Source organism: Azospirillum sp. UENF 111221, from assembly GCF_058780625.1.
The window spans coordinates 1,549,656-1,567,174 of sequence record NZ_JBSNCH010000005.1; the positions used below are offsets into that span (position 1 = coordinate 1,549,656).

Here is a 17,519-nt window from a genome sequence, read left to right on the forward strand (position 1 = left end):
AAAAGACGGCTCTCTGTCCTTTCGACCAATAACGGCCCAGCCCGTGATTTGGATCAAGGCCCGGACGCCGCCTCCGGTGTCCCCTGGCGGTGTGACCTAGGGGCGACCGCAATGGGCGGAGATGTTGTCAGTCACTCTTTTCGCTACCATGTTGTAACCATCTGCTTCACCATGTGGGTGAACGCGGGGATCTCGATGGTGGAGGGCCTATGATGGATTTCGTTCTGCTGGGTGGTGCGGTGGCGACGGCTGCGGCGTTGGCCGGTCTGATCGCCACGATGCCGACGCCCAAACCGATTCCGATCCGCGTCCGCGACCGGCGCCGCCAGCGGCGCTGACGTCACCGGCCCCCCGACCCCGGTCGGGGATCGGCGGACCGGCTCATTCTGAGGCAATCTCTGAGGCAATCAGCGATCCAGATCGCGGATCGCGCGGTTCAGCTCGAATTCCTTCGAGGCGACGTAGGCTTCCATCCCGACGATCCGCTTCTCCATGTCGCGGAAGCGCTGGGTCAGGCCCGCGAGCGAGCGGTCGGGCTTGGTCGACACCGTCCGCCAGAACGCCTCTTCCTCGGCATCGCGGTACAGCTGCGGCGGACGCACCGGCAGCACGATCAGCGCGATGACATAGGCGATCACCAGCGGCACCGAAAAGAAGAACAGGGCGACTAGCATCGCCAGCCGGACGACGCCCGGCTGCATCCCGAAGTAATCGGCGATGCCCGTGCACACCCCGCCCAGCACCCCGCGCTGCGGGTCGCGGTAGAGCCGGTGCGGATTCGGCGAGTCGTAAGGGGACGCGCGGTCCATGACTCCTCCCAAATATTGAATGAAACTGCCTGAAAAGGCGCGCTACAGCCGGCGAACCACCGTCACAGCTTGTTGCGCCAATTCGGCGCCTCGGCGTCCAGCACGCGTTCCAGCGCATGGACGCGAGTCTCCAGCCGGTTGGAGATTTCCCACAGTTCGGCCAGAAGCCGTTCGTCCTGCGCGGACAGCCCGCGCTGCGAGCGCCATTTGGTGATGTAGTGGAAGACGATCCAGACCGGCGCCACCACCACCAGGAACAGCACCGCAAGGACGAAACCCAGGAACCCCATGGTCGTCGGGCCTTCTTATTGTCGTGAGGGGAGTGGGTGGGGCCTCGAAGCCCCACCCCGGCGGCCGGGTCCGATCCGCCGTCAGCCGTTGCGGCGGGCGGCGACACGGGCCTTCAGCGCGGCCAGATCCTCCTCGACCTTCTGGCTCGCCTCAAGTTCGGCGATCTCCTCGGTCAGGCTCTTGGTGCGGCCGATGTCGTAGGACTCGACGCGGCCCTCCAGCTCGTCCAGGTTGCGCTCGACCTGCTCGAAGCGCGACAGCGCCTCGTTGATGCGCTCGTCATGCAGGGCGCCGCGCACCTTGACGCGGTTGGCCGCGGTCTGGGTGCGGGCCACCAGCGCCTTCTCGCGGGCCTTGGCGTCGGCCAGCTTGGCCTGCAGGCGGCCGATGTCCTCGTTGGCCTTGGACAGGGCCGCTTCGACCTGCACCAGCTGTTCGGTCAGCGTGTCGGCCTGCTCGGCGACCTTCGACTTGGCCATCAGGGCGCCCTTGGCGAGATCCTCGCGGCCGGCGGTCAGTGCCACCTCGGCCTTGCGGTCCCACTCGTCGCGCTCGCGGCGGAGATCGGCGACGCGGCGTTCGATCTCCTTCTTCTCCGCGATGATCTTGACGGTGGAGGAGCGCACCTCGACCAGCGTGTCTTCCATCTCCTGGATGATCAGGCGGATCAGCTTCTCCGGCTCCTCGGCGCGGTCGAGCAGGGAGTTGAGGTTCGACTGCACGATGTCGGTCAGGCGCGAAAAGATGCTCATGATAGGTATCCCGTCAATCAGCCGAGGATGGCGCCGGCGACGATGCCGGCGAAGAAGAACAGCCAGCTTTCGGCCGGCCGGGTGGCGAGATAGTTGCGCACGCGGCGCGCCAGCGGGCGCCCCTGCGACGCGGTGAAGCGGTCACCGCCGTAGCGGCGGCGGAAATCGCTGAAGTCGCTCATGGATGACCTCCTTGCCATGACAGAGCTATCGCAACCACCGTGCCAGTTCGGCCGAAAAGGCTCCAACCCGTTGGAACGCCTGGACATCGGGCAGTTCGCACTGCTCAAACCCGTGGATTGCCGCATCGCCATTTAGACGATATAGTCGTCAAATCAGCGAACCATTGGCAAAATCCACGATGTCCGCCACTCCGCCTTCCCTGCTCGGCGAATTGCCCGCCTTCCTGGCGGCGCTGGCACATGTGTCGCGGGTGGCGCCGCTGGAACGGCCGGTGCTGGTGATCGGCGAGCGCGGGACCGGCAAGGAGCTGATCGCCGCCCGGCTGCACTACCTGTCGCAGCGGTGGGACCGTCCCTTCGTCAAGGTGAACTGCGCGGCCCTGCCGGAGTCGCTGCTGGATTCGGAGCTGTTCGGGCATGAGGCCGGGGCCTTCACCGGCGCCACCCGCCGGCAGATCGGCCGGATCGAGCAGGCCGACGGCGGCACCCTGTTCCTCGACGAGATCGCCACCGCCTCCCCCGCCGTTCAGGAAAAGCTGCTGCGCGCCGTCGAGTATGGCGAGATCGAGCGGGTCGGCGGGCGCACCGCCACCGTCGATGTCCGGGTCGTCGGCGCCACCAACGCCGACCTGCCGGCGCTGGCCGCCGCCGGCCGCTTCCGCGCCGACCTGCTCGACCGGCTGGCCTTCGATGTGGTGACCCTGCCGCCGCTGCGCGCCCGCCCCGCCGACATCCCGCCGCTGGCCGAGCATTTCGCCCATGGCATGGTGCGCGAGCTGCAACGCCCGCTGTTCCCCGGCTTCACCGATGCTGCCCTCGACCGGCTGCGCGGCCATGACTGGCCCGGCAACGTGCGCGAGCTGCGCAACGCGGTGGAGCGCTCCGTCGCCGCCGCCGACCCCGACGAGCCGCTCGACCACATCGTCCTCGACCCCTTCGAGTCGCCCTGGCGTCCGGCCGCGGCCCCGAATGCCCGCCAAGAGGCGGCACGCGTCGAGGCGGCGCCTCCCACAACGCAGGCCCCCGTCCCCGTCTCCGCCGCCGTCCCCGCCTTCGATGGCGGCATCCTCGATCAGGTCCGCGCTTTCGAGGAATTTATCCTGCGCGACGCGCTGGAGCGCAACCGCTTCAACCAGCGCCAGACCGCCGAGTCGCTGGGGCTGGGCTATCACCAGCTGCGCGGCATGCTGAAGAAGCACGGGCTGATCCCGCCGGCCCATCTGCGACCTTAGGCCGTCCCCGGGCTGCTCGTTTGCCGTGTTATACCAGTTGCCAACCGCCGGCAGAGCGGTTCGCCACGATACGGGATGGGGAGCAGCACGATGGTCACCAGCATGTCGGGTCTTGAGGTCCGCGGTCCGATCAACCCCGGTTTCGAGGAGATCCTGACGCCGGAGGCAATGGCCTTCCTGGCGGAGCTGGAGGGGCGCTTCGGCGGCGAACGGCTGCGGCTGCTGGATGTGCGGACCAAGCGGCAGGCATTGCTCGACCAGGGCCACAAGCCCGACTTCCTGCCGGAAACCCGCGCGATCCGCGACGCCGACTGGACGATCAGCCCGCTGCCCGTCGACCTGCTCGACCGCCGGGTGGAGATCACCGGCCCGGTCGACCGCAAGATGGTCATCAACGCGCTGAACAGCGGCGCCAAAGTCTTCATGGCCGATTACGAGGATGCCACCTGTCCGACCTGGACCAATCTGGTCGAGGGGCAGATCAACATCCGCGACGCGGTGCGCCGGACCATCACCCACGAGGATCCGGCCAGCGGGAAGAAATACCGCCTCGGGGACAAGACCGCGGTGCTCAAGGTCCGGCCGCGCGGCTGGCATCTGGAGGAACGCCATGTGCTGATGGACGGCGAGCCGATGTCGGGCGCGCTGTTCGACTTCGGCCTGCATGTTTTCCACAACGCCAAGGAGCTGCTGGCGCGCGGCAGCGGTCCCTATTTCTACCTGCCCAAGCTGGAAAGCCATTTCGAGGCGCGGCTGTGGCGCGAGGTCTTCCTGGTGGCGGAGGAGTATCTCCATCTGCCGCACGGCTCGATCAAGGCGACGGTGCTGATCGAGACCATCCTCGCCGCCTTCGAGATGGACGAGATCCTGTATGAGCTGCGCGAGCATTCCGCCGGCCTGAACTGCGGCCGCTGGGACTATATCTTCAGCTTCATCAAGAAGTTCCGCAAGGACCCCGCCGCCGTCATGCCCGACCGGGCGGAGGTGACGATGGCCACCCCCTTCCTGTCGGCCTACAGCCAGCTGGCGGTCAAGACCTGCCACCGCCGCAACGCGCCGGCCATCGGCGGCATGGCCGCCTTCATCCCGGTCAAGGACAACCCGGAGGCCAACGAGGTCGCCTTCTCCCGCGTGCGCGCCGACAAGGAGCGCGAGGCGTCCAACGGCCATGACGGCACCTGGGTCGCACATCCCGGGCTGGTCCCGGTGGCGCGCGAGGTGTTCGACGCCTACATGCCGACGCCGAACCAGATCGCCCGCAAGCGCACCGACGTGAGCGTCACCGCCGCCGACCTGCTGGCGGTGCCCGCCGGGCCGAAGACCGAGGCGGGCTTGCGCAACAATGTGGCGGTCGGCATCGGCTATATCGAGGCGTGGCTGCGCGGCCAGGGCTGTGTCCCGCTGTTCAACCTGATGGAGGACGCCGCCACGGCGGAGATCAGCCGCACCCAGCTCTGGCAATGGCTCCACACCGGCACCGCGCTGGACGACGGTCAGGCCGTGACGCTGGACCTCGTCGACCGCGTCATCGCCGGGGAGCTGTCGGCCTGGAAGGCCCGCGCCGGCGCCGAAGCCTACGCCGGGGGCCGCTACACCGACGCCGCGGCCCTGTTCCGCGATCTGGTGGCGCGGGAGGACTTCGCCGACTTCCTGACCCTGCCGGCCTATGAGCGGGTGGTGGCGGAGGGAGCGTAAAAGGCGAAGCGTCAAGGAGGGGGACGCAGCGCCCCCTACCCCACCCGCCCCAGCCGGACCGTCAGCGGCCAGCGGATCCGCCGCTCGGTCTCCGGGTCGCCCCACAGCGGCGCGATCTCCTCGGCAAACTCCTCCAGCGGGTTGCTGCCCAGCGCCCTGGTCGCCGCCTTCACCCCCGACCAGGTGTTCATGTAGCCGAGCAGCCGCGGCAGCGGCCACGCCGCCTCCATCGCCAGCGGCGGCACCGGCAGTTCCGGAAACGGGAAGTCCATGCCGCGATAGCCCTCGATCACCTTCCAGCGGTCGGCCGGCCAGTAAGGCCCCAGCGTGCCGTTGTGGAACCGCTCCACCACCGGATCCAGAACGGGATCGTCCAGCCACTGGCGGCCGTAGCAGACCAGCGCCACCGCCGCCCCCGGCTTCGCCACCCGCCTCACCTCGGCATAGAAGCGCCCGAGGTCGAACCAGTGCGCCGCCTGCGCCGCGACGATCAGGTCGCAGCAGCCGTCGGGGAGGCCGCTTTCCTCCGCCGGGGCGACGGCATAGCGGACGCGGTCATGCGCTTGGCCTTGCGCGATCTGCTCCGCGCTGGCGTCGGTGGCCTGGACCGCCGCGAACTGCCCGGCCAGCGCCACGGAGAACTGCCCGTTGCCGCAGCCGACGTCCCAGGCCAGCCCGCGCGCCGGTGCCGCATCGGCCAGGGCGGCTGCCAATCCGGGCGGATAGCTCGGCCGGAAGGCGCGGTAGTCGCCGGCATGGCCGGAGAAATGGTCCTTGAAGGAACGCATGGGGTGGGATCGCCTCGATCAACCGGGACAACGATTAGGCTTGGAATTTCCCGGCGGATGAGGATAAACCCTGTGGGTTCGTCGCGGAACCCTTCCCGGGGTGCCCCGCATCTTTCCGCTGTGGCGCAGGCGCGCCGGGCGTGCTACCAAGCGCGCGATTTTTCGTGCGCCTCGCCAACCACCTGTGTCCGGCATGCAGACCTTCCTGGAATTCGAAAAGCCCATCGCCGAGCTTGAAGGCAAGATCGAGGAGTTGCGGCATCTGACCAACGCCGGCGACATCAACATCGCCGACGAGGTCGCCAAGCTGCAGGCCAAGGTCGACAAGCTCCTGCGGCAGACCTACGCCAAGCTCACGCCCGCGCAGAAGGTACAGGTGGCCCGCCACCCCAATCGGCCGCACTGCCTGGACTATGTGCATGGCCTGATCGAGGACTTCACGCCGCTGGCCGGCGACCGCCATTTCGCCGAGGACCGTGCGGTCATCGGCGGTCTGGGTCGCTTCCGCGGCCGGTCCGTGGTGGTGATCGGCCAGGAGAAGGGCAACGACACCGAAACGCGCGTCCGCCACAATTTCGGCATGGCGAAGCCGGAAGGCTACCGCAAGGCCCAGCGCCTGATGGATCTGGCCGACCGCTTCAAGCTGCCGGTGGTCTCGCTGGTCGACACCGCCGGCGCCTTCCCCGGCGTCCAGGCGGAGGAGCGCGGCCAGGCCGAGGCCATCGCCAAGAGCATCGAGCGCTGCCTGCGGCTGAACGTGCCGATGGTCGCCTCGGTCATCGGCGAAGGCGGCTCGGGCGGCGCCATCGCGATCGCCACCGCCGACCGCGTGCTGATGCTGGAACACGCCATCTATTCGGTGATCTCGCCGGAAGGCTGCGCGTCGATCCTGTGGCGCAGCTCCGACATGGCGGGCGAGGCGGCCATCGCGCTGCGCCTGATCAGCCAGGACCTGAAGGAACTGGGCGTCATCGACCATGTGGTGAGCGAGCCCATCGGCGGCGCCCACCGCGACCCGGCCGAGACGATCAGGAAGCTGGGCGACTGCATCGAGGAGTCGCTGGGCGAAATGGACGGGCTGGACGGCGTCACCCTGCGCGCCAAGCGCCGCGAGAAGTTCCTGGAGATGGGGCAGAAGGGCCTGGGCTGAAGCCCGAAGCCCTGTGCGGCCCTCCCCCGCACTCGCGGGGAGACTCTCCCCTACAGCAAAAACACCGACGCCAGCCCGAGGAATGCCAGGAAGCCGACGACGTCCGTCACCGTCGTCAGGAACACCGCACTCGACACCGCCGGGTCCACCCCCAGCTTTTCCAGCCCCAGCGGGATCAGCGCTCCGCTCAGGCCCGCCACCACCAGATTGATGATCATGGCGAGTCCGATGACGACGCCGATCAGCGGGCCGTACCAGACCAGCGCGATCAGCCCGACCATCACGGCGAAGATGCCGCCGTTGATCAGCCCGACCAGCAGCTCCTTCCCCACCACGCGCATCGCGTTGGCCGACGACAGGTCGTGAGTCGCGAGCGCGCGGACGACGACCGCCAGCGTCTGGGTGCCGGCATTGCCGCCCATCGAGGCGACGATGGGCATCAGCACCGCCAGCGCCACGATCTGCTCGATGGTGCCCTCGAACAGCGAGATGACGCCCGACGCCAGGAAGGCGGTGCCGAGGTTGATGATCAGCCAGCCGACACGGCTGCGGGCGATGTCGCCGATGCCGCTGAACACGCCGCTGTCGCCCGACCCGCTCAGCTTGCGCAGGTCGTCGTCCGCCTCCTCGTCGATGATGCGCACGACGTCGTCGACGGTGATGACGCCGATCAGCCGGCCGGCGGCATCGACCACCGGGGCCGACACCAGGGCATATTGACGGAACAGGTTCGCCACCTCCTCCCGCTCCATGGTGGCGGGGATGGCGTCGACCTCGCCGGTCACCAGATCGGCGATGCGCACGGCGCGGCGCTGGCGCAGCAGGCGAGACAGCGGCACGGCCCCGACCACCCGGTGCATCGGATCGACGATGAAGATGTCGTAGAAATCCTCCGGCAGCGTGTCGGTCGCCGCCCGGATGAAGTCGATGGTCTTGCCGACCGTCCAGAATTCCGGCACCGCGACCAGCTCGCGCTGCATCATGCGGCCGGCGCTGTCCTCGTCGTAGGTCAGGTTCTCCTGGACCAGGGCGCGTTCGGCATCGGGCAGCTTCGCCAGGATCTGCGCCCGCGTCTCCGCGTCCAGATCCTCGATCAGTTCCACCGCGTCGTCGGTGTCGAGGTCGGCGACGGCGTCGGCCAGTTCCTGCGGCTCGAACCGCCCGATCAGCGATTCGCGCAGGTCCGGGTTCAGGTAGGACAGCACCTCGCCATCCAGCTCGGTGGGCAGCAGGTCGATCAGGTCGGCGCGCTCGGCCGGCTCGGCCTGTTCGATCAGGTCGGCGATGTCGGCGGCATGCAGCCCGTCCAGCCGCGCCAGCACGGCATCGCGCTCGCGGGCGCGCAGCAGGCCGGCGATCGCCTCCACGAACTCCGGCTCGACGCCGTAGCGACGTTCGTCCTCAGCCTCCAGGCCCTGTCCCTGGGCATGACCATGGGCGCTGGCGGCGCTGTCCGTCCGCGGAACCGGTGCATGGGGATCGGTGGGCATGCCGGCACCCTCCCTTCGACGATGCAATCCCCGGATGCCAGGCCGAAGCGGCGGCAAGGGAACGGCAGACGGCTCCGCGACATCGGACGGTGGCCGGCGGCGTTCAGGGTTTGCGGGTTGTGGAAGCCTTCCGGCCGGTTCCGGAAATCCGCTGCAAGGGAACGGGACCGGTGTCGGCGGAAGCGACCCCGACATAGAGGCGCCGCCTCCGTTTGTCCAGCCCGCTTCGGCAGGGGCCGGCCGGCTCGGCCGCTTTTGCCACCATACCCTTGCACCGCCGCAACCCTTCATGCTCCCATGGGCCCGCAGCGCATCGCAGGCGCCGCATCATGGGGAGAGGGACCGGACGGGCCGATGGAGTATGCCTTCACCACTGTCGATGGTTGCGACGGCATCCTGTTGTCCGGCCGCTGCACCTATGAGGATGGCAACCGCTTCCACGACATGCTGCGCGACTGGGATTTCGCGGCCAAACCGGTGGTCCGGATCGACCTGCGTTTCGTCACCTTCATCGATTCCGCCGCCATCGGGATGATGTTCATCCTGGCCAACCGCTGCCGGGAGGCCGGCGGCCACATCGTCGCCAGCGGCGCTCCCCCTCACATCGTCCGCGCGCTGCGCCGCGCCACGCTGGACCGATACATCGAGTTCCGCTGAAAAGGACAAGGGGCCGGAAAAGACGAAGGGCGGTGCCGCACCGTGCACCGCCCTTCGTCTTTTCCGCCTCGAGATCGAACGGTCACGACCGATCAGGTCGGGTTCGGCACCGCGGCACCCGTATCGACGCCGAGCTTGGCGCGGGCCAGGCTGTTCAACGCCTCGGTATCGGCGAAGACGTAGCCCTTCTCGATCAGCTTGGACGTGTAGCTCTTGTTGTAGAGAAACGCGGCGATGATGCTGGAAATGTTACCGGTGAAGAAGGCCAGCAGCGTCAGGAGAAGGCCCATCCCCCAGTCGCCGCGGAACAGGGCAGGAAAGCCGCCGAAGAACAGCGTGGTCCAGCTGAACCCGACCAGCCCCTTCTTGGTAAGCCCCGTCTGCGGGTGTTTCATCATCACGACAGTCGCCATAAAATCCCCCATGCAATCCGTATCTTGAATGGCTTGGCTTATCGCCATCCACTCCGCCTCTCGCAGCGCAGGATATTACCACTTTCGATAAGCGGCAAGAGTAGGGCAGAAAACAGCAGGGCAATTGTTCTCTGACAGCATCATTCAGCCGATTATATTTTCTTCATATTATCGACATCGATATCAAATGCTTCTTCATCTCATGAAGCCACCCGCTGTCTGCAATCGGGAGTGTATGGCCCGGGGCCAGCGGGAGGCATCGGCGGGAGAGGCACCCCGAAGCCGCCGTCCCTGACCCGGATGGCGTCTTCCGATGCTCCATTGACCGCCCCTGTCATAAAACCGCAACACTTGGCACCTCCCTCCCGTCCTTTCGAGGAGACGCCGTGTGGAGTCTCTGCATCGCCTCGACCAGACGCTGCTGCTCTGGCTGAAACAGTTTGCCGGGCACAGCGCGGCGTTGGACATGGCGGTGCGCGGGATCGCCAACATCTATCTGGTCAAGCTCGGCCTGTTCAGCGCGGCGCTGTGGTGGCTGTGGTTCCGCCGGGAGGACACGCAGGGCGGACGCCGGCTGGTTGTGGACGCCATCGCCGCCGTGGTGCTGGCGGTGGCGGCATCCATCCTGATCCAGGCGGTGATGCCGGCCCGGCCCCGACCGTTGCACGACGCCGGCCTGCCCTTCGTCCCGCCCATCGGCCAGAGCCGCGAGGCGCTGAAGAACTGGAGTTCCTTCCCCAGCGACAATGCCGCCCTGGGCTTCGCACTGGCCGCCACCTTCGTCCGCGCCTCCCGTCCATGGGGATTGCTGGCCTGCCTGTGGGCGGCGCTGGTGATCTCGCTGCCGCGGGTCTATCTCGGCCTGCATTACCCTGGCGACGTCACCGGCGGCGCGCTGCTGGGCATCCTCAGCGCCGTGGCGGTCGCCCGGCTGCTGCCGATGGACGGCGTTCACCGGCTGGTCGCCCGGATTGAGGACCGCTGGCGCCCCTGGTTCTACAGCGGCGCCTTCCTGGCGATCTACGAGATGATGGTGCTGTTCGAGGATGTCCGCCGCGCCGCCGGCGGAGCATCGAAGCTGCTGCACGCGCTGGCCGGCTAAATCCAGCAACGCCGGGGCCCGGACACGAAAAAGCCCGCTCGGTCTTGCGACCTGCGGGCCTTTCGTCTTTCCCGTATCCCCGGGATGGTCCCATCTGCATGGGAGAGTGGTGCGGTCGAGAAGACTCGAACTTCCACGGGTTGCCCCACAGCGACCTCAACGCTGCGCGTCTACCAATTCCGCCACGACCGCATCAGGCTGGTAGTCCCCGACGCTCGCTTGCGCGCCTCATCGGGTGGAGCGGGTAGATATCAGCTTCCCGACGGTCGATCAAGCGCTACAATCATCTTCTGCGAAGAAAAATTCGGAACGGCCCTCCGGCCGGTCCACCGATGCCATCAGAGAACCCATCGAATGACCTCCCTGACAAGCCAGCCTGCCAGCCTGTCCGCCAGTCAGCCCGACACCTCCGCCGCCCGGCAGCCGATCGAGTGGCGCATTTCCGACGAGCCTGTGCCCTACCCCGACGCCATCGCCGAGATGGAGGCGCGCGTCGAGGCGATCCGCGCCGGCACGGCACCGGAACTGGTCTGGCTGCTGGAACATCCGCCGCTCTACACCGCCGGCACCAGTGCCAGGGACGAGGATCTGCTGGAGGCCGACCGCTTCCCCGTCTACCGCAGCGGCCGCGGCGGCCAGTACACCTATCACGGGCCGGGACAGCGGGTGGCCTACGTCATGCTGGACCTGAAGGCGCGCGGCGCCGACATCCGCGGCTTCGTCCGCGACCTGGAGGAGTGGATCGTCCGCACGCTCGCCTCCTTCAACATCAAGGGCGAGCGGCGCGAGGGGCGCGTCGGCATCTGGGTCGACAAGCAGCCCTATGGCGGGCTGAAAGGGCAGGAGGACAAGATCGCCGCCATCGGCGTGCGGGTGCGCCGCTGGGTCAGCTTCCACGGCATCGCCCTGAACGTCGAGCCGGACCTGTCCCATTTCGGCGGCATCGTCCCCTGCGGCATCGCCGAGCATGGCGTCACCTCCATCGTGGCGCTGGGCCAGCTGGTGACGATGGAGGATGTGGACTCCGCCCTGATCGCGGCCTGGCCGGAGGTGTTCGGCGGCGAGATGCGGGATGGGTCGGAAGTCTAATACTTCTTGAACCCGCCGGCGGCCGGGGTGGCGGCCTGGTTGCCGGCAGGGTTCACCCGCGGGTCCTTGTTGTCCATCGACTGCACGGTGCAGTTGGTCGAATCGCCGTTGCGGAACAGGTAGATCTTCTTGCGGTCGGCCTTCCTGCCGGGGTCGCGCAGGTTCAGCCCATGGCCGAAGGCGACGCCCAGCACCTCGCCCTTGTAATAGGCGCGGAAGCGCATCGGCTCGATTTCGCCGAAGCGCAGGGCGGCGCAATCCTTGCTCAACTCCTTCTCGAAGCTGCCGGCCTTGCGCCAGTCCTCCTTGGAACGGATCGTCATCCATTGCGAGGGCAGCGCATACTGCACGATGGGCGGGGCGATGGGCAGGTTGCCCCCCGGCTGCGGCGGCGCCTGATGGCCGGGCTCCGTCCGCTCCAGCGCACCGGCCAGCGCCGGCGCGGCCCCCGGCAGCACCAGTCCGCACAGGCAAAGGGCTGCCAGGACGCGCACATCAAATCCGGACATCGAACCCACGCTCCTTCACCTCGCCCACCACATCGCCAGGCTGACGCTCCTTTGCCGGCTTGGCTTCGGGCAGTGCGGGGGCGACCGCCTCTCCCAGCCGGCCTGACAGCGTCAGCGCCAGTTCCATCGCCCCGCCATCGGCAGGCGCACCCGAGGGCGACAGCATCACCGTGCCTTCCAGACCTTGCGGCGGCGCGGTCATCGCCGCGGTCAGAATCTCCATCACCCGGCCGAGATCGTCGATGGCGACCCGGTCGGTCTCGACCGTCAGCCCCTTGCCCGGCCGGATGGCGGAGCGGAGGGCGCCGAGGATGGCGGCCAGCCCCTCCCCCCTCTCTTCCGCCGGCACCCGCGCCAGCGCAAGGGCCGCACCGTCCAGCCGCACGCACGCCTTTCCATCGGACAAGGCAAGGCCGATCCCGCTCAGCTCGACCGCCACCTCCTGCCGGACACCGTCTGCCAAGGGCCGCAAAGCGCCCGCCGGGCCATCCAGCGCGGCGACGGCAGCCCGGCGCTCGGCATCGCCGAAGCGGGCGGCCAGCGCCGCCTCCGCCGCCGCGGCCTCGCTTCCGTCCATCCCGAAGGCGGTCAGCAGCCGCCCGAGATCGCGCGCCAGCGCCCGGATCGCAGGGTCCAGCCGGTCGGCAAGGCCATCATCAGCCGCCGAAGCTTGGAGAGCTTGGAACGGGCGTGCCGGCGCATCCTCCACCGCCACAGGCCCCAGGCTGAGACGGACGGCGGGGTCCTGCCCCGGCCCGGTGGAGGATTTCGGAGTCGGGGCGGCACCCGGCTTGCGGCCGGCCTTGTCCTTCGCCTTCGCCGCCTTGGCGAAGACGCCGGTGAGCATGGCCTTCATCCCGGCCACATCCGATTTGTTGGCGGTCATCCCGGCCGTCGCCCCTCAACCACAAGGCCCAAAACCCGCATCCACCGCCAGCATGCCGCCGTCATGGTTAGCGGAAGGCTAACGCCGGGCTCATGCCGTCGGCCGCTGCTCGAACCCGGCCATGCCCGGATCCTGTTCCGGTTCGGACACCACGTCGCGGACGATTGCCGACGGCGGGCCGCGGCGGCAGTCCTCCAGCATGCGGTCGACGGTGTCGGCGGGGCCGGCGAACAGGGCCTCCACCGTGCCGTCGCTGCGGTTGCGCACCCAGCCGGTCAGACCGAGCGTGCCGGCCCGCTCAACGGTCCAGCCACGATACCACACCCCCTGCACCTTGCCCTGGATGCGGACACGCACCGCCTTCCGGTCGTCGGCGCTCATGCGGCGCCATCCTTCGCCGCGGTCCGCCTGACCTGCTCCTCGTCCAGCAGGGCCTTGCGGGACAGTTTCCCGATCATGGTCTTGGGCAGCTCCTGGCGGAATTCCACGACTTTCGGCATCTCGATGGGCGACAGCTTGTCCTTCAGGAAGGCGGTCAGCTCCCCGGCGGTCAGGCTCTGGCCGTCGTCGAGCCGGACATAGGCCTTGACCGTCTGGCCGCGATACTCGTCCGGCACGCCGGCCACCACGCACTCGGCGACGGCGGGATGCAGGTAGATCGCCTCCTCGACATTGCGGGGATAGACGTTGAAACCGCTGCACAGGATCATGTCCTTGATGCGGTCGACGATGGTGGTGTAGCCGTCCTCGTCCATGATCCCGACATCGCCGGTGTGCAGCCGCCCGTCGATCAGCGTCTCAGCCGTTTCGGCCGGGCGGCGCCAATAGCCCTTCATCACCTGCGGCCCGCGGATGCAGACCTCGCCCTTCTCGCCGGGGGGCAGGACGCGGCGCGGCTCCTCCAGGCTGACGATCTCGATGATCGTACCAGGCAGCGGCAGGCCGATGGAGCCCTTCTTGGTCGCATGCAACACCGCCGGGTTCACCGTCGCGACGGGCGAGCATTCCGACAGTCCGTAGCCTTCCACCAGCGTGCAGCCGGTGGTGCGCTCGAACGCCTCCTTCACCTCCAGCGGCAGCGGCGCCCCGCCCGACATGCAGAAGCGGATGGAGGACAGGTCGTAGTCCTTCAGGTGCTTGTGATGGTTGATCGCCGTGTAGATGGTCGGCACCGCCGGGAACAGGGTGATCCGCTCCTTCTGCAGGGTGCGCATCACCTGCTCCAGTTCGAAGCGCGGCAGCAGGATGATCTCCGCCCCCAGATGAAGGCCGAAATTCATCACCGCGGTCATGGCGAAGACATGGAACAGCGGCAGCACGCCCAGCATGCGCTCCTGCCCGTCTTCCGCACCGCCCTCCCCCGGCTTGCGCTCCTTCGCCGCGTACCAGGTCGCGCACTGGATGGTGTTGGCGTAGAGGTTGGCGTGGGTCAGCATCGCGCCCTTCGGCACGCCGGTGGTGCCGCCGGTGTATTGCAGCACCGCCACGTCCTCCCGCGCATCGAGGACGACCGGGCTCGGCCGGCCGTCATTTGCGATCAGCCTGGCAAAGGGGATGTGGCGGTCGTCGCGCGGGATCGCCGCGATCTCCGCCTTCTTGGCGATGGGGAACAGCCAGTTCTTCGGGAAGGGCAGGATGTCGGCCATGCGGCAGATCACCAGCCGCTTCAGCCCGGTCTCGGCCAGCATCCGCGCCATCTTGTCATACAGCAGCTTCAGGTCCAGCGTGACCATCAGGTCGATGTCGCTGTCGCCGATCTGGTGGACCAGTTCGCGTTCGGCATAGAGCGGGTTGAAGTTCACCACCGTGCCGCCGGCCTTCAGGATGGCGAAGAAGGCGACGACGTAATAGGGCGTGTTGGGCAGGAACAGCCCGACCCGCGTCCCCTTGCCCACCCCGATGGCCTGGAAGCCGCGGGCGGCGCGGTCGACCAGCCGGCCCAACTCGCGGTAGCTGGTGCGCTTGCCGAGGAAATTCAGGCAGGGCTTGTCGCCATGGCGGGCGACCGCCCCCTCCAGCAGTTCGGTCAGCGGCCGGACCGGGATCGGCATCGCCCAGTCCACCGTCGGCGGGTACGAGGCCAGCCATGGATAATCGGGCAGCTTGCGGGCGGCATCTCCCATCGCGCGGTTCCTCCCCCATTGGTTCCTGTTCCCGGTTGCCGGTTTCGTCCGGCACCGTCTTCTCCCCCGAGCCTACGCCGGGAAGCGGGGAATTGTCCCCTGGAGAGGAGATGGGATCGCGACCCCCATGAACAAGCGGGAGATGAACAAGCGGAGGCTGTAGCGCGCGCTCCCTTAACGACTGCGCAGCCGGTGCAGCACCTCCACCGCCATCCATTCGGCCAGCGCCCCGTCCTCGCCATCCAGAAGGACGGCGACGGAGACCGGGACCGGCCCCGGCGCATGGTAGGCCGCCGGCGTCACCCCCGGACCGCCGCCGGTATGGCCCCAATAGGGACCGGCCGCCGGGTCCAGCTCCACCATCATCCCCAGCCCATAGGACGGCTCGACCCAGGGCCGCCCGCCCATCGGCCCGCCGACCGGCAGCCCATCGCGCATGCGCCGCAGCAACGGGCCCGGCAGATACTCCTCGGCCAGACCATGAATGAGGCGGCAGGCGTCCGCCGCCGTCATCGCCACCACCCCATGCGACACCCAGCCGGGATGATAGGCCTCCGCCACCGCAGCCCCGCCGAAGGCCGGGCTCGGCCCGAAGAACAGCCCGTCGAGGTCGGCGCGGTCACGCAGCAGCGACGCGCTGGCGAGGCCGAGCGGCGCGAAGACCTCGCGCCCCAGAATCTCCGCCAGCGGAGCGCCGCCCGCCCGCTCCAGCAGCCGGCCGATCAGCAGATAGCCGATGTTGGAATAGGCGAAGCTGCCGACCGGCGGTCCCTCCCCCCTGGCAACGCCGCAGCGGGCCAGGAACTCGTCGCCGCTCCAAGGCGTCGCACCGGCGGCGACGGCGGCGTGATAGTCGGCCTGCCCGCCATAATCCGGCAGTCCGGCTCGGTGGGTCAGGATCTGCGCCACGGTGACCGATCCCTGCCGTCCGGCCAGTTCCGGCAGCCAGCGCTCCGCCGGCCCATCCAGCTCGACAACGCCGCGGGCGACCAGCCGCAGCACGGCTGCGGCGAGAATGGTCTTGGTCAGGCTGTAGACCAGGGCGCGCCGGTCGGCCAAATCCTCGCCCGCCGCCCCGCTGTGCCTCCCCTTCCGCCGCAGCACCAGCGTCCGCACCGGTTCCGCATCGGCGCCCCGGCCGCGGGCGATGGCGACGAGCGCCGTGGACGCCGGGGCCGGGCTTGCGCTGTCCTCCTCCAGCAGGCCGGCGAGCGCCACGGTCAGCACCGCCACTTCGGGATCCGCCCCGGCCGCCCCGTTCCTGTCCTTCCCCATCGCCTGTCCGCTCCCCGCCGCCGATTCCGTTTGTCCTCACAGATAAGAAGGCCGTCGGCCGGCAAATGAAAATCCGGTCCGATCCTACTGGGGCGCCCCTCAACTGTCCCGTTAACCATAGCCGGCCGCTGACGCATCCCACGAGTTGAGCTATCCTGTTGAGACCGCCCCTGTGGAGGGCCGCGCCATGCCCGTGATGGACGCCGACCAGCGCCGCAAACTGGAAGATCAGCTGCTTCGCAAGGCGGAGGAGGCGGTGCGGATCCTGCGCCGGGAGGCGGAAACCGGCGATCCCGCCCATGTCGACTCGCTGGCGGAGGGGCTGGCCGGGCTGCTGAAGACCCGGGAATTCCCCAGCCTGCGCGCCGCCGAGTTCCGCGAGCTGTCCCGCGTCTACCAGCGCGGCGCCTACCAGCGCAGCGTCGATTCGCTGCTGGTCCAGGCCGAACGCTGCGGCCATCGCGGCGACGAGAAGGGGCGCAACGCGCTGCTGACCCAGGCGAAGGACCATTTCGCCAAGGCCTTGCGGTTCGGTGCCGACGACGAGTTCCGCCACGGCGTCGAACGGCGCGTGCAGGCGACGCTGATGACCAGCAAGGACGGGGTGGACGAGCGCACCAAGCAGGCGGCCAAACGCAAGCTCGACCAGCACGATGTCGGCGCCAAGCCGCCGAACGGGATCGAACGCCGCCGTGCCATCCGCTACATGGACCCGGTCCTGGCGGTGGAGGCGGAGGGCCGGCGCTGCACCACGATCAATTGGTCGACCCGCGGCCTGCTGGTCGATCTGCCGCCGGGGGAGTTCGCTCATGCCGTCGGCGGCAAGCTGCGGCTGGAACTGCATTGCCCGGACATCCCGGAAACGGCCAACCCGGAAACAAGCCGCCCGGACAAATCCGGCCATCGGGTCGGCGGCCGGCAGATCGCCCATGTGGTGCGCCTCGATCCCGACCGCCACGCGGTGGCCCTGTCCTTTCCCGACATCAGCACCGTGATGCTGGACCTGATGCACGCCATGAAGGACGCCGGCATCAAGCCCGAACCGGAGCACTGATGCGGCCGTCCTCGCGCCCGCA

Annotated in this window: 20 protein-coding genes and 1 tRNA gene; 8 read left to right on the plus strand and 13 right to left on the minus strand. The window is 68.4% G+C overall.

Annotated elements, in window-relative coordinates:
• Positions 1-209 precede the first annotated feature (209 nt).
• Positions 210-338, plus strand: a complete 129-nt coding sequence (locus tag ACWPN3_RS21930) for a hypothetical protein (RefSeq protein WP_492261741.1) — start codon at positions 210-212, stop codon at positions 336-338.
• A gap of 69 nt (positions 339-407) precedes the next feature.
• On the opposite strand, the gene pspC is transcribed toward ACWPN3_RS21930, so the two are convergent.
• From pspC to ACWPN3_RS21950, 4 genes are all read right to left on the minus strand, one after another.
• Positions 408-809, minus strand: a complete 402-nt coding sequence (gene pspC / locus ACWPN3_RS21935) for an envelope stress response membrane protein PspC (protein ID WP_109445415.1) — start codon at positions 807-809, stop codon at positions 408-410.
• A gap of 62 nt (positions 810-871) precedes the next feature.
• Positions 872-1,099 carry an envelope stress response membrane protein PspB gene (gene pspB, locus ACWPN3_RS21940; RefSeq protein ID WP_109051986.1) on the minus strand — a complete coding sequence of 76 codons (228 nt, stop codon included), beginning with the start codon at positions 1,097-1,099 and terminating at the stop codon, positions 872-874.
• 81 nt (positions 1,100-1,180) lie between these two features.
• The gene (gene pspA / locus ACWPN3_RS21945) at positions 1,181-1,852 is read right to left on the minus strand and encodes a phage shock protein PspA (protein ID WP_109445414.1); all 672 of its coding nucleotides are present in this window, start codon (positions 1,850-1,852) and stop codon (positions 1,181-1,183) included.
• Positions 1,853-1,869: 17 nt separating this feature from the next.
• Positions 1,870-2,034, minus strand: a complete 165-nt coding sequence (locus ACWPN3_RS21950; RefSeq protein WP_199237550.1) for a hypothetical protein — start codon at positions 2,032-2,034, stop codon at positions 1,870-1,872.
• A 179-nt stretch (positions 2,035-2,213) separates the two neighbouring features.
• Between ACWPN3_RS21950 and pspF the strand changes: the two genes are divergently transcribed.
• Together pspF and aceB are read left to right on the plus strand one after the other, a co-directional pair.
• Positions 2,214-3,266, plus strand: a complete 1,053-nt coding sequence (pspF, locus tag ACWPN3_RS21955) for a phage shock protein operon transcriptional activator (protein WP_492261742.1) — start codon at positions 2,214-2,216, stop codon at positions 3,264-3,266.
• A 90-nt stretch (positions 3,267-3,356) separates the two neighbouring features.
• On the plus strand, positions 3,357-4,961 hold the full coding sequence (aceB, locus tag ACWPN3_RS21960; protein ID WP_492241163.1) for a malate synthase A: 1,605 nt from the start codon (positions 3,357-3,359) through the stop codon (positions 4,959-4,961).
• 35 nt (positions 4,962-4,996) lie between these two features.
• Here aceB and ACWPN3_RS21965 read toward each other — a convergent pair whose 3' ends face one another.
• Complete coding sequence (locus tag ACWPN3_RS21965) at positions 4,997-5,749, minus strand: class I SAM-dependent methyltransferase (protein ID WP_492241164.1); 753 nt, start codon at positions 5,747-5,749, stop codon at positions 4,997-4,999.
• 193 nt (positions 5,750-5,942) lie between these two features.
• On the opposite strand from ACWPN3_RS21965, the gene ACWPN3_RS21970 reads away from it, so the two are divergent.
• The gene (locus ACWPN3_RS21970) at positions 5,943-6,899 is read left to right on the plus strand and encodes an acetyl-CoA carboxylase carboxyltransferase subunit alpha (protein ID WP_109445410.1); all 957 of its coding nucleotides are present in this window, start codon (positions 5,943-5,945) and stop codon (positions 6,897-6,899) included.
• 50 nt (positions 6,900-6,949) lie between these two features.
• Here the strand turns inward: ACWPN3_RS21970 and mgtE are convergent, their stop codons facing one another.
• Positions 6,950-8,389, minus strand: coding sequence for a magnesium transporter (gene mgtE, locus ACWPN3_RS21975; RefSeq protein ID WP_492241165.1), 1,440 nt, complete (start codon positions 8,387-8,389; stop codon positions 6,950-6,952).
• A 354-nt stretch (positions 8,390-8,743) separates the two neighbouring features.
• On the opposite strand from mgtE, the gene ACWPN3_RS21980 reads away from it, so the two are divergent.
• Positions 8,744-9,046, plus strand: coding sequence for an STAS domain-containing protein (locus ACWPN3_RS21980; RefSeq protein ID WP_109445408.1), 303 nt, complete (start codon positions 8,744-8,746; stop codon positions 9,044-9,046).
• A 92-nt stretch (positions 9,047-9,138) separates the two neighbouring features.
• Here the strand turns inward: ACWPN3_RS21980 and ACWPN3_RS21985 are convergent, their stop codons facing one another.
• A complete protein-coding gene (locus ACWPN3_RS21985; RefSeq protein WP_492241166.1) occupies positions 9,139-9,444 on the minus strand; it encodes a hypothetical protein in 306 nt (101 codons plus the stop codon).
• 403 nt (positions 9,445-9,847) lie between these two features.
• Here ACWPN3_RS21985 and ACWPN3_RS21990 point away from each other — a divergent pair, with 403 nt between their 5' ends.
• Positions 9,848-10,561: a phosphatase PAP2 family protein gene (locus ACWPN3_RS21990; protein ID WP_492241167.1), complete on the plus strand. Its 714-nt coding sequence runs from the start codon at positions 9,848-9,850 to the stop codon at positions 10,559-10,561.
• Between the two features lie 107 nt (positions 10,562-10,668).
• On the opposite strand, the gene ACWPN3_RS21995 is transcribed toward ACWPN3_RS21990, so the two are convergent.
• Positions 10,669-10,753 (minus strand) — tRNA-Leu (locus ACWPN3_RS21995).
• A 162-nt stretch (positions 10,754-10,915) separates the two neighbouring features.
• Between ACWPN3_RS21995 and lipB the strand changes: the two genes are divergently transcribed.
• Positions 10,916-11,650, plus strand: coding sequence for a lipoyl(octanoyl) transferase LipB (gene lipB / locus ACWPN3_RS22000; RefSeq protein WP_109445406.1), 735 nt, complete (start codon positions 10,916-10,918; stop codon positions 11,648-11,650).
• Here the strand turns inward: lipB and ACWPN3_RS22005 are convergent.
• The 5 genes from ACWPN3_RS22005 to ACWPN3_RS22025 all read right to left on the minus strand — a co-directional run bounded on the left by ACWPN3_RS22005 (position 11,647) and on the right by ACWPN3_RS22025 (position 16,443).
• A complete protein-coding gene (locus tag ACWPN3_RS22005; protein WP_492241168.1) occupies positions 11,647-12,159 on the minus strand; it encodes a hypothetical protein in 513 nt (170 codons plus the stop codon). The genes lipB and ACWPN3_RS22005 overlap by 4 nt on opposite strands.
• The gene (locus ACWPN3_RS22010; protein ID WP_492261743.1) at positions 12,146-13,015 is read right to left on the minus strand and encodes a hypothetical protein; all 870 of its coding nucleotides are present in this window, start codon (positions 13,013-13,015) and stop codon (positions 12,146-12,148) included. The genes ACWPN3_RS22005 and ACWPN3_RS22010 overlap by 14 nt, the downstream gene beginning before the upstream one ends.
• 120 nt (positions 13,016-13,135) lie before the next feature.
• The gene (locus tag ACWPN3_RS22015; protein ID WP_492241171.1) at positions 13,136-13,426 is read right to left on the minus strand and encodes an acylphosphatase; all 291 of its coding nucleotides are present in this window, start codon (positions 13,424-13,426) and stop codon (positions 13,136-13,138) included.
• Positions 13,423-15,168 (minus strand): long-chain-fatty-acid--CoA ligase, encoded by a 1,746-nt coding sequence (locus tag ACWPN3_RS22020; RefSeq protein WP_109445402.1) that lies wholly within the window; start codon positions 15,166-15,168, stop codon positions 13,423-13,425. The genes ACWPN3_RS22015 and ACWPN3_RS22020 overlap by 4 nt, the downstream gene beginning before the upstream one ends.
• A gap of 174 nt (positions 15,169-15,342) precedes the next feature.
• Positions 15,343-16,443, minus strand: coding sequence for a serine hydrolase domain-containing protein (locus tag ACWPN3_RS22025; protein ID WP_492241172.1), 1,101 nt, complete (start codon positions 16,441-16,443; stop codon positions 15,343-15,345).
• Between the two features lie 187 nt (positions 16,444-16,630).
• Between ACWPN3_RS22025 and ACWPN3_RS22030 the strand changes: the two genes are divergently transcribed.
• The gene (locus ACWPN3_RS22030) at positions 16,631-17,497 is read left to right on the plus strand and encodes a hypothetical protein (protein ID WP_492241173.1); all 867 of its coding nucleotides are present in this window, start codon (positions 16,631-16,633) and stop codon (positions 17,495-17,497) included.
• The last annotated feature ends 22 nt before the right edge of the window (positions 17,498-17,519 follow it).

Coding starts and splice junctions, on each gene's coding strand:
- ACWPN3_RS21930 (WP_492261741.1), top strand. CDS start 210: ATGATGGATTTCGTTCTGCTGGGTGGTGCGGTGGCGACGGCTGCGGCG.
- pspC (WP_109445415.1), bottom strand. CDS start 809: ATGGACCGCGCGTCCCCTTACGACTCGCCGAATCCGCACCGGCTCTAC.
- pspB (WP_109051986.1), bottom strand. CDS start 1,099: ATGGGGTTCCTGGGTTTCGTCCTTGCGGTGCTGTTCCTGGTGGTGGTG.
- pspA (WP_109445414.1), bottom strand. CDS start 1,852: ATGAGCATCTTTTCGCGCCTGACCGACATCGTGCAGTCGAACCTCAAC.
- ACWPN3_RS21950 (WP_199237550.1), bottom strand. CDS start 2,034: ATGAGCGACTTCAGCGATTTCCGCCGCCGCTACGGCGGTGACCGCTTC.
- pspF (WP_492261742.1), top strand. CDS start 2,214: ATGTCCGCCACTCCGCCTTCCCTGCTCGGCGAATTGCCCGCCTTCCTG.
- aceB (WP_492241163.1), top strand. CDS start 3,357: ATGGTCACCAGCATGTCGGGTCTTGAGGTCCGCGGTCCGATCAACCCC.
- ACWPN3_RS21965 (WP_492241164.1), bottom strand. CDS start 5,749: ATGCGTTCCTTCAAGGACCATTTCTCCGGCCATGCCGGCGACTACCGC.
- ACWPN3_RS21970 (WP_109445410.1), top strand. CDS start 5,943: ATGCAGACCTTCCTGGAATTCGAAAAGCCCATCGCCGAGCTTGAAGGC.
- mgtE (WP_492241165.1), bottom strand. CDS start 8,389: ATGCCCACCGATCCCCATGCACCGGTTCCGCGGACGGACAGCGCCGCC.
- ACWPN3_RS21980 (WP_109445408.1), top strand. CDS start 8,744: ATGGAGTATGCCTTCACCACTGTCGATGGTTGCGACGGCATCCTGTTG.
- ACWPN3_RS21985 (WP_492241166.1), bottom strand. CDS start 9,444: ATGATGAAACACCCGCAGACGGGGCTTACCAAGAAGGGGCTGGTCGGG.
- lipB (WP_109445406.1), top strand. CDS start 10,916: ATGACCTCCCTGACAAGCCAGCCTGCCAGCCTGTCCGCCAGTCAGCCC.
- ACWPN3_RS22005 (WP_492241168.1), bottom strand. CDS start 12,159: ATGTCCGGATTTGATGTGCGCGTCCTGGCAGCCCTTTGCCTGTGCGGA.
- ACWPN3_RS22010 (WP_492261743.1), bottom strand. CDS start 13,015: ATGAAGGCCATGCTCACCGGCGTCTTCGCCAAGGCGGCGAAGGCGAAG.
- ACWPN3_RS22015 (WP_492241171.1), bottom strand. CDS start 13,426: ATGAGCGCCGACGACCGGAAGGCGGTGCGTGTCCGCATCCAGGGCAAG.
- ACWPN3_RS22020 (WP_109445402.1), bottom strand. CDS start 15,168: ATGGGAGATGCCGCCCGCAAGCTGCCCGATTATCCATGGCTGGCCTCG.
- ACWPN3_RS22025 (WP_492241172.1), bottom strand. CDS start 16,443: ATGGGGAAGGACAGGAACGGGGCGGCCGGGGCGGATCCCGAAGTGGCG.
- ACWPN3_RS22030 (WP_492241173.1), top strand. CDS start 16,631: ATGCCCGTGATGGACGCCGACCAGCGCCGCAAACTGGAAGATCAGCTG.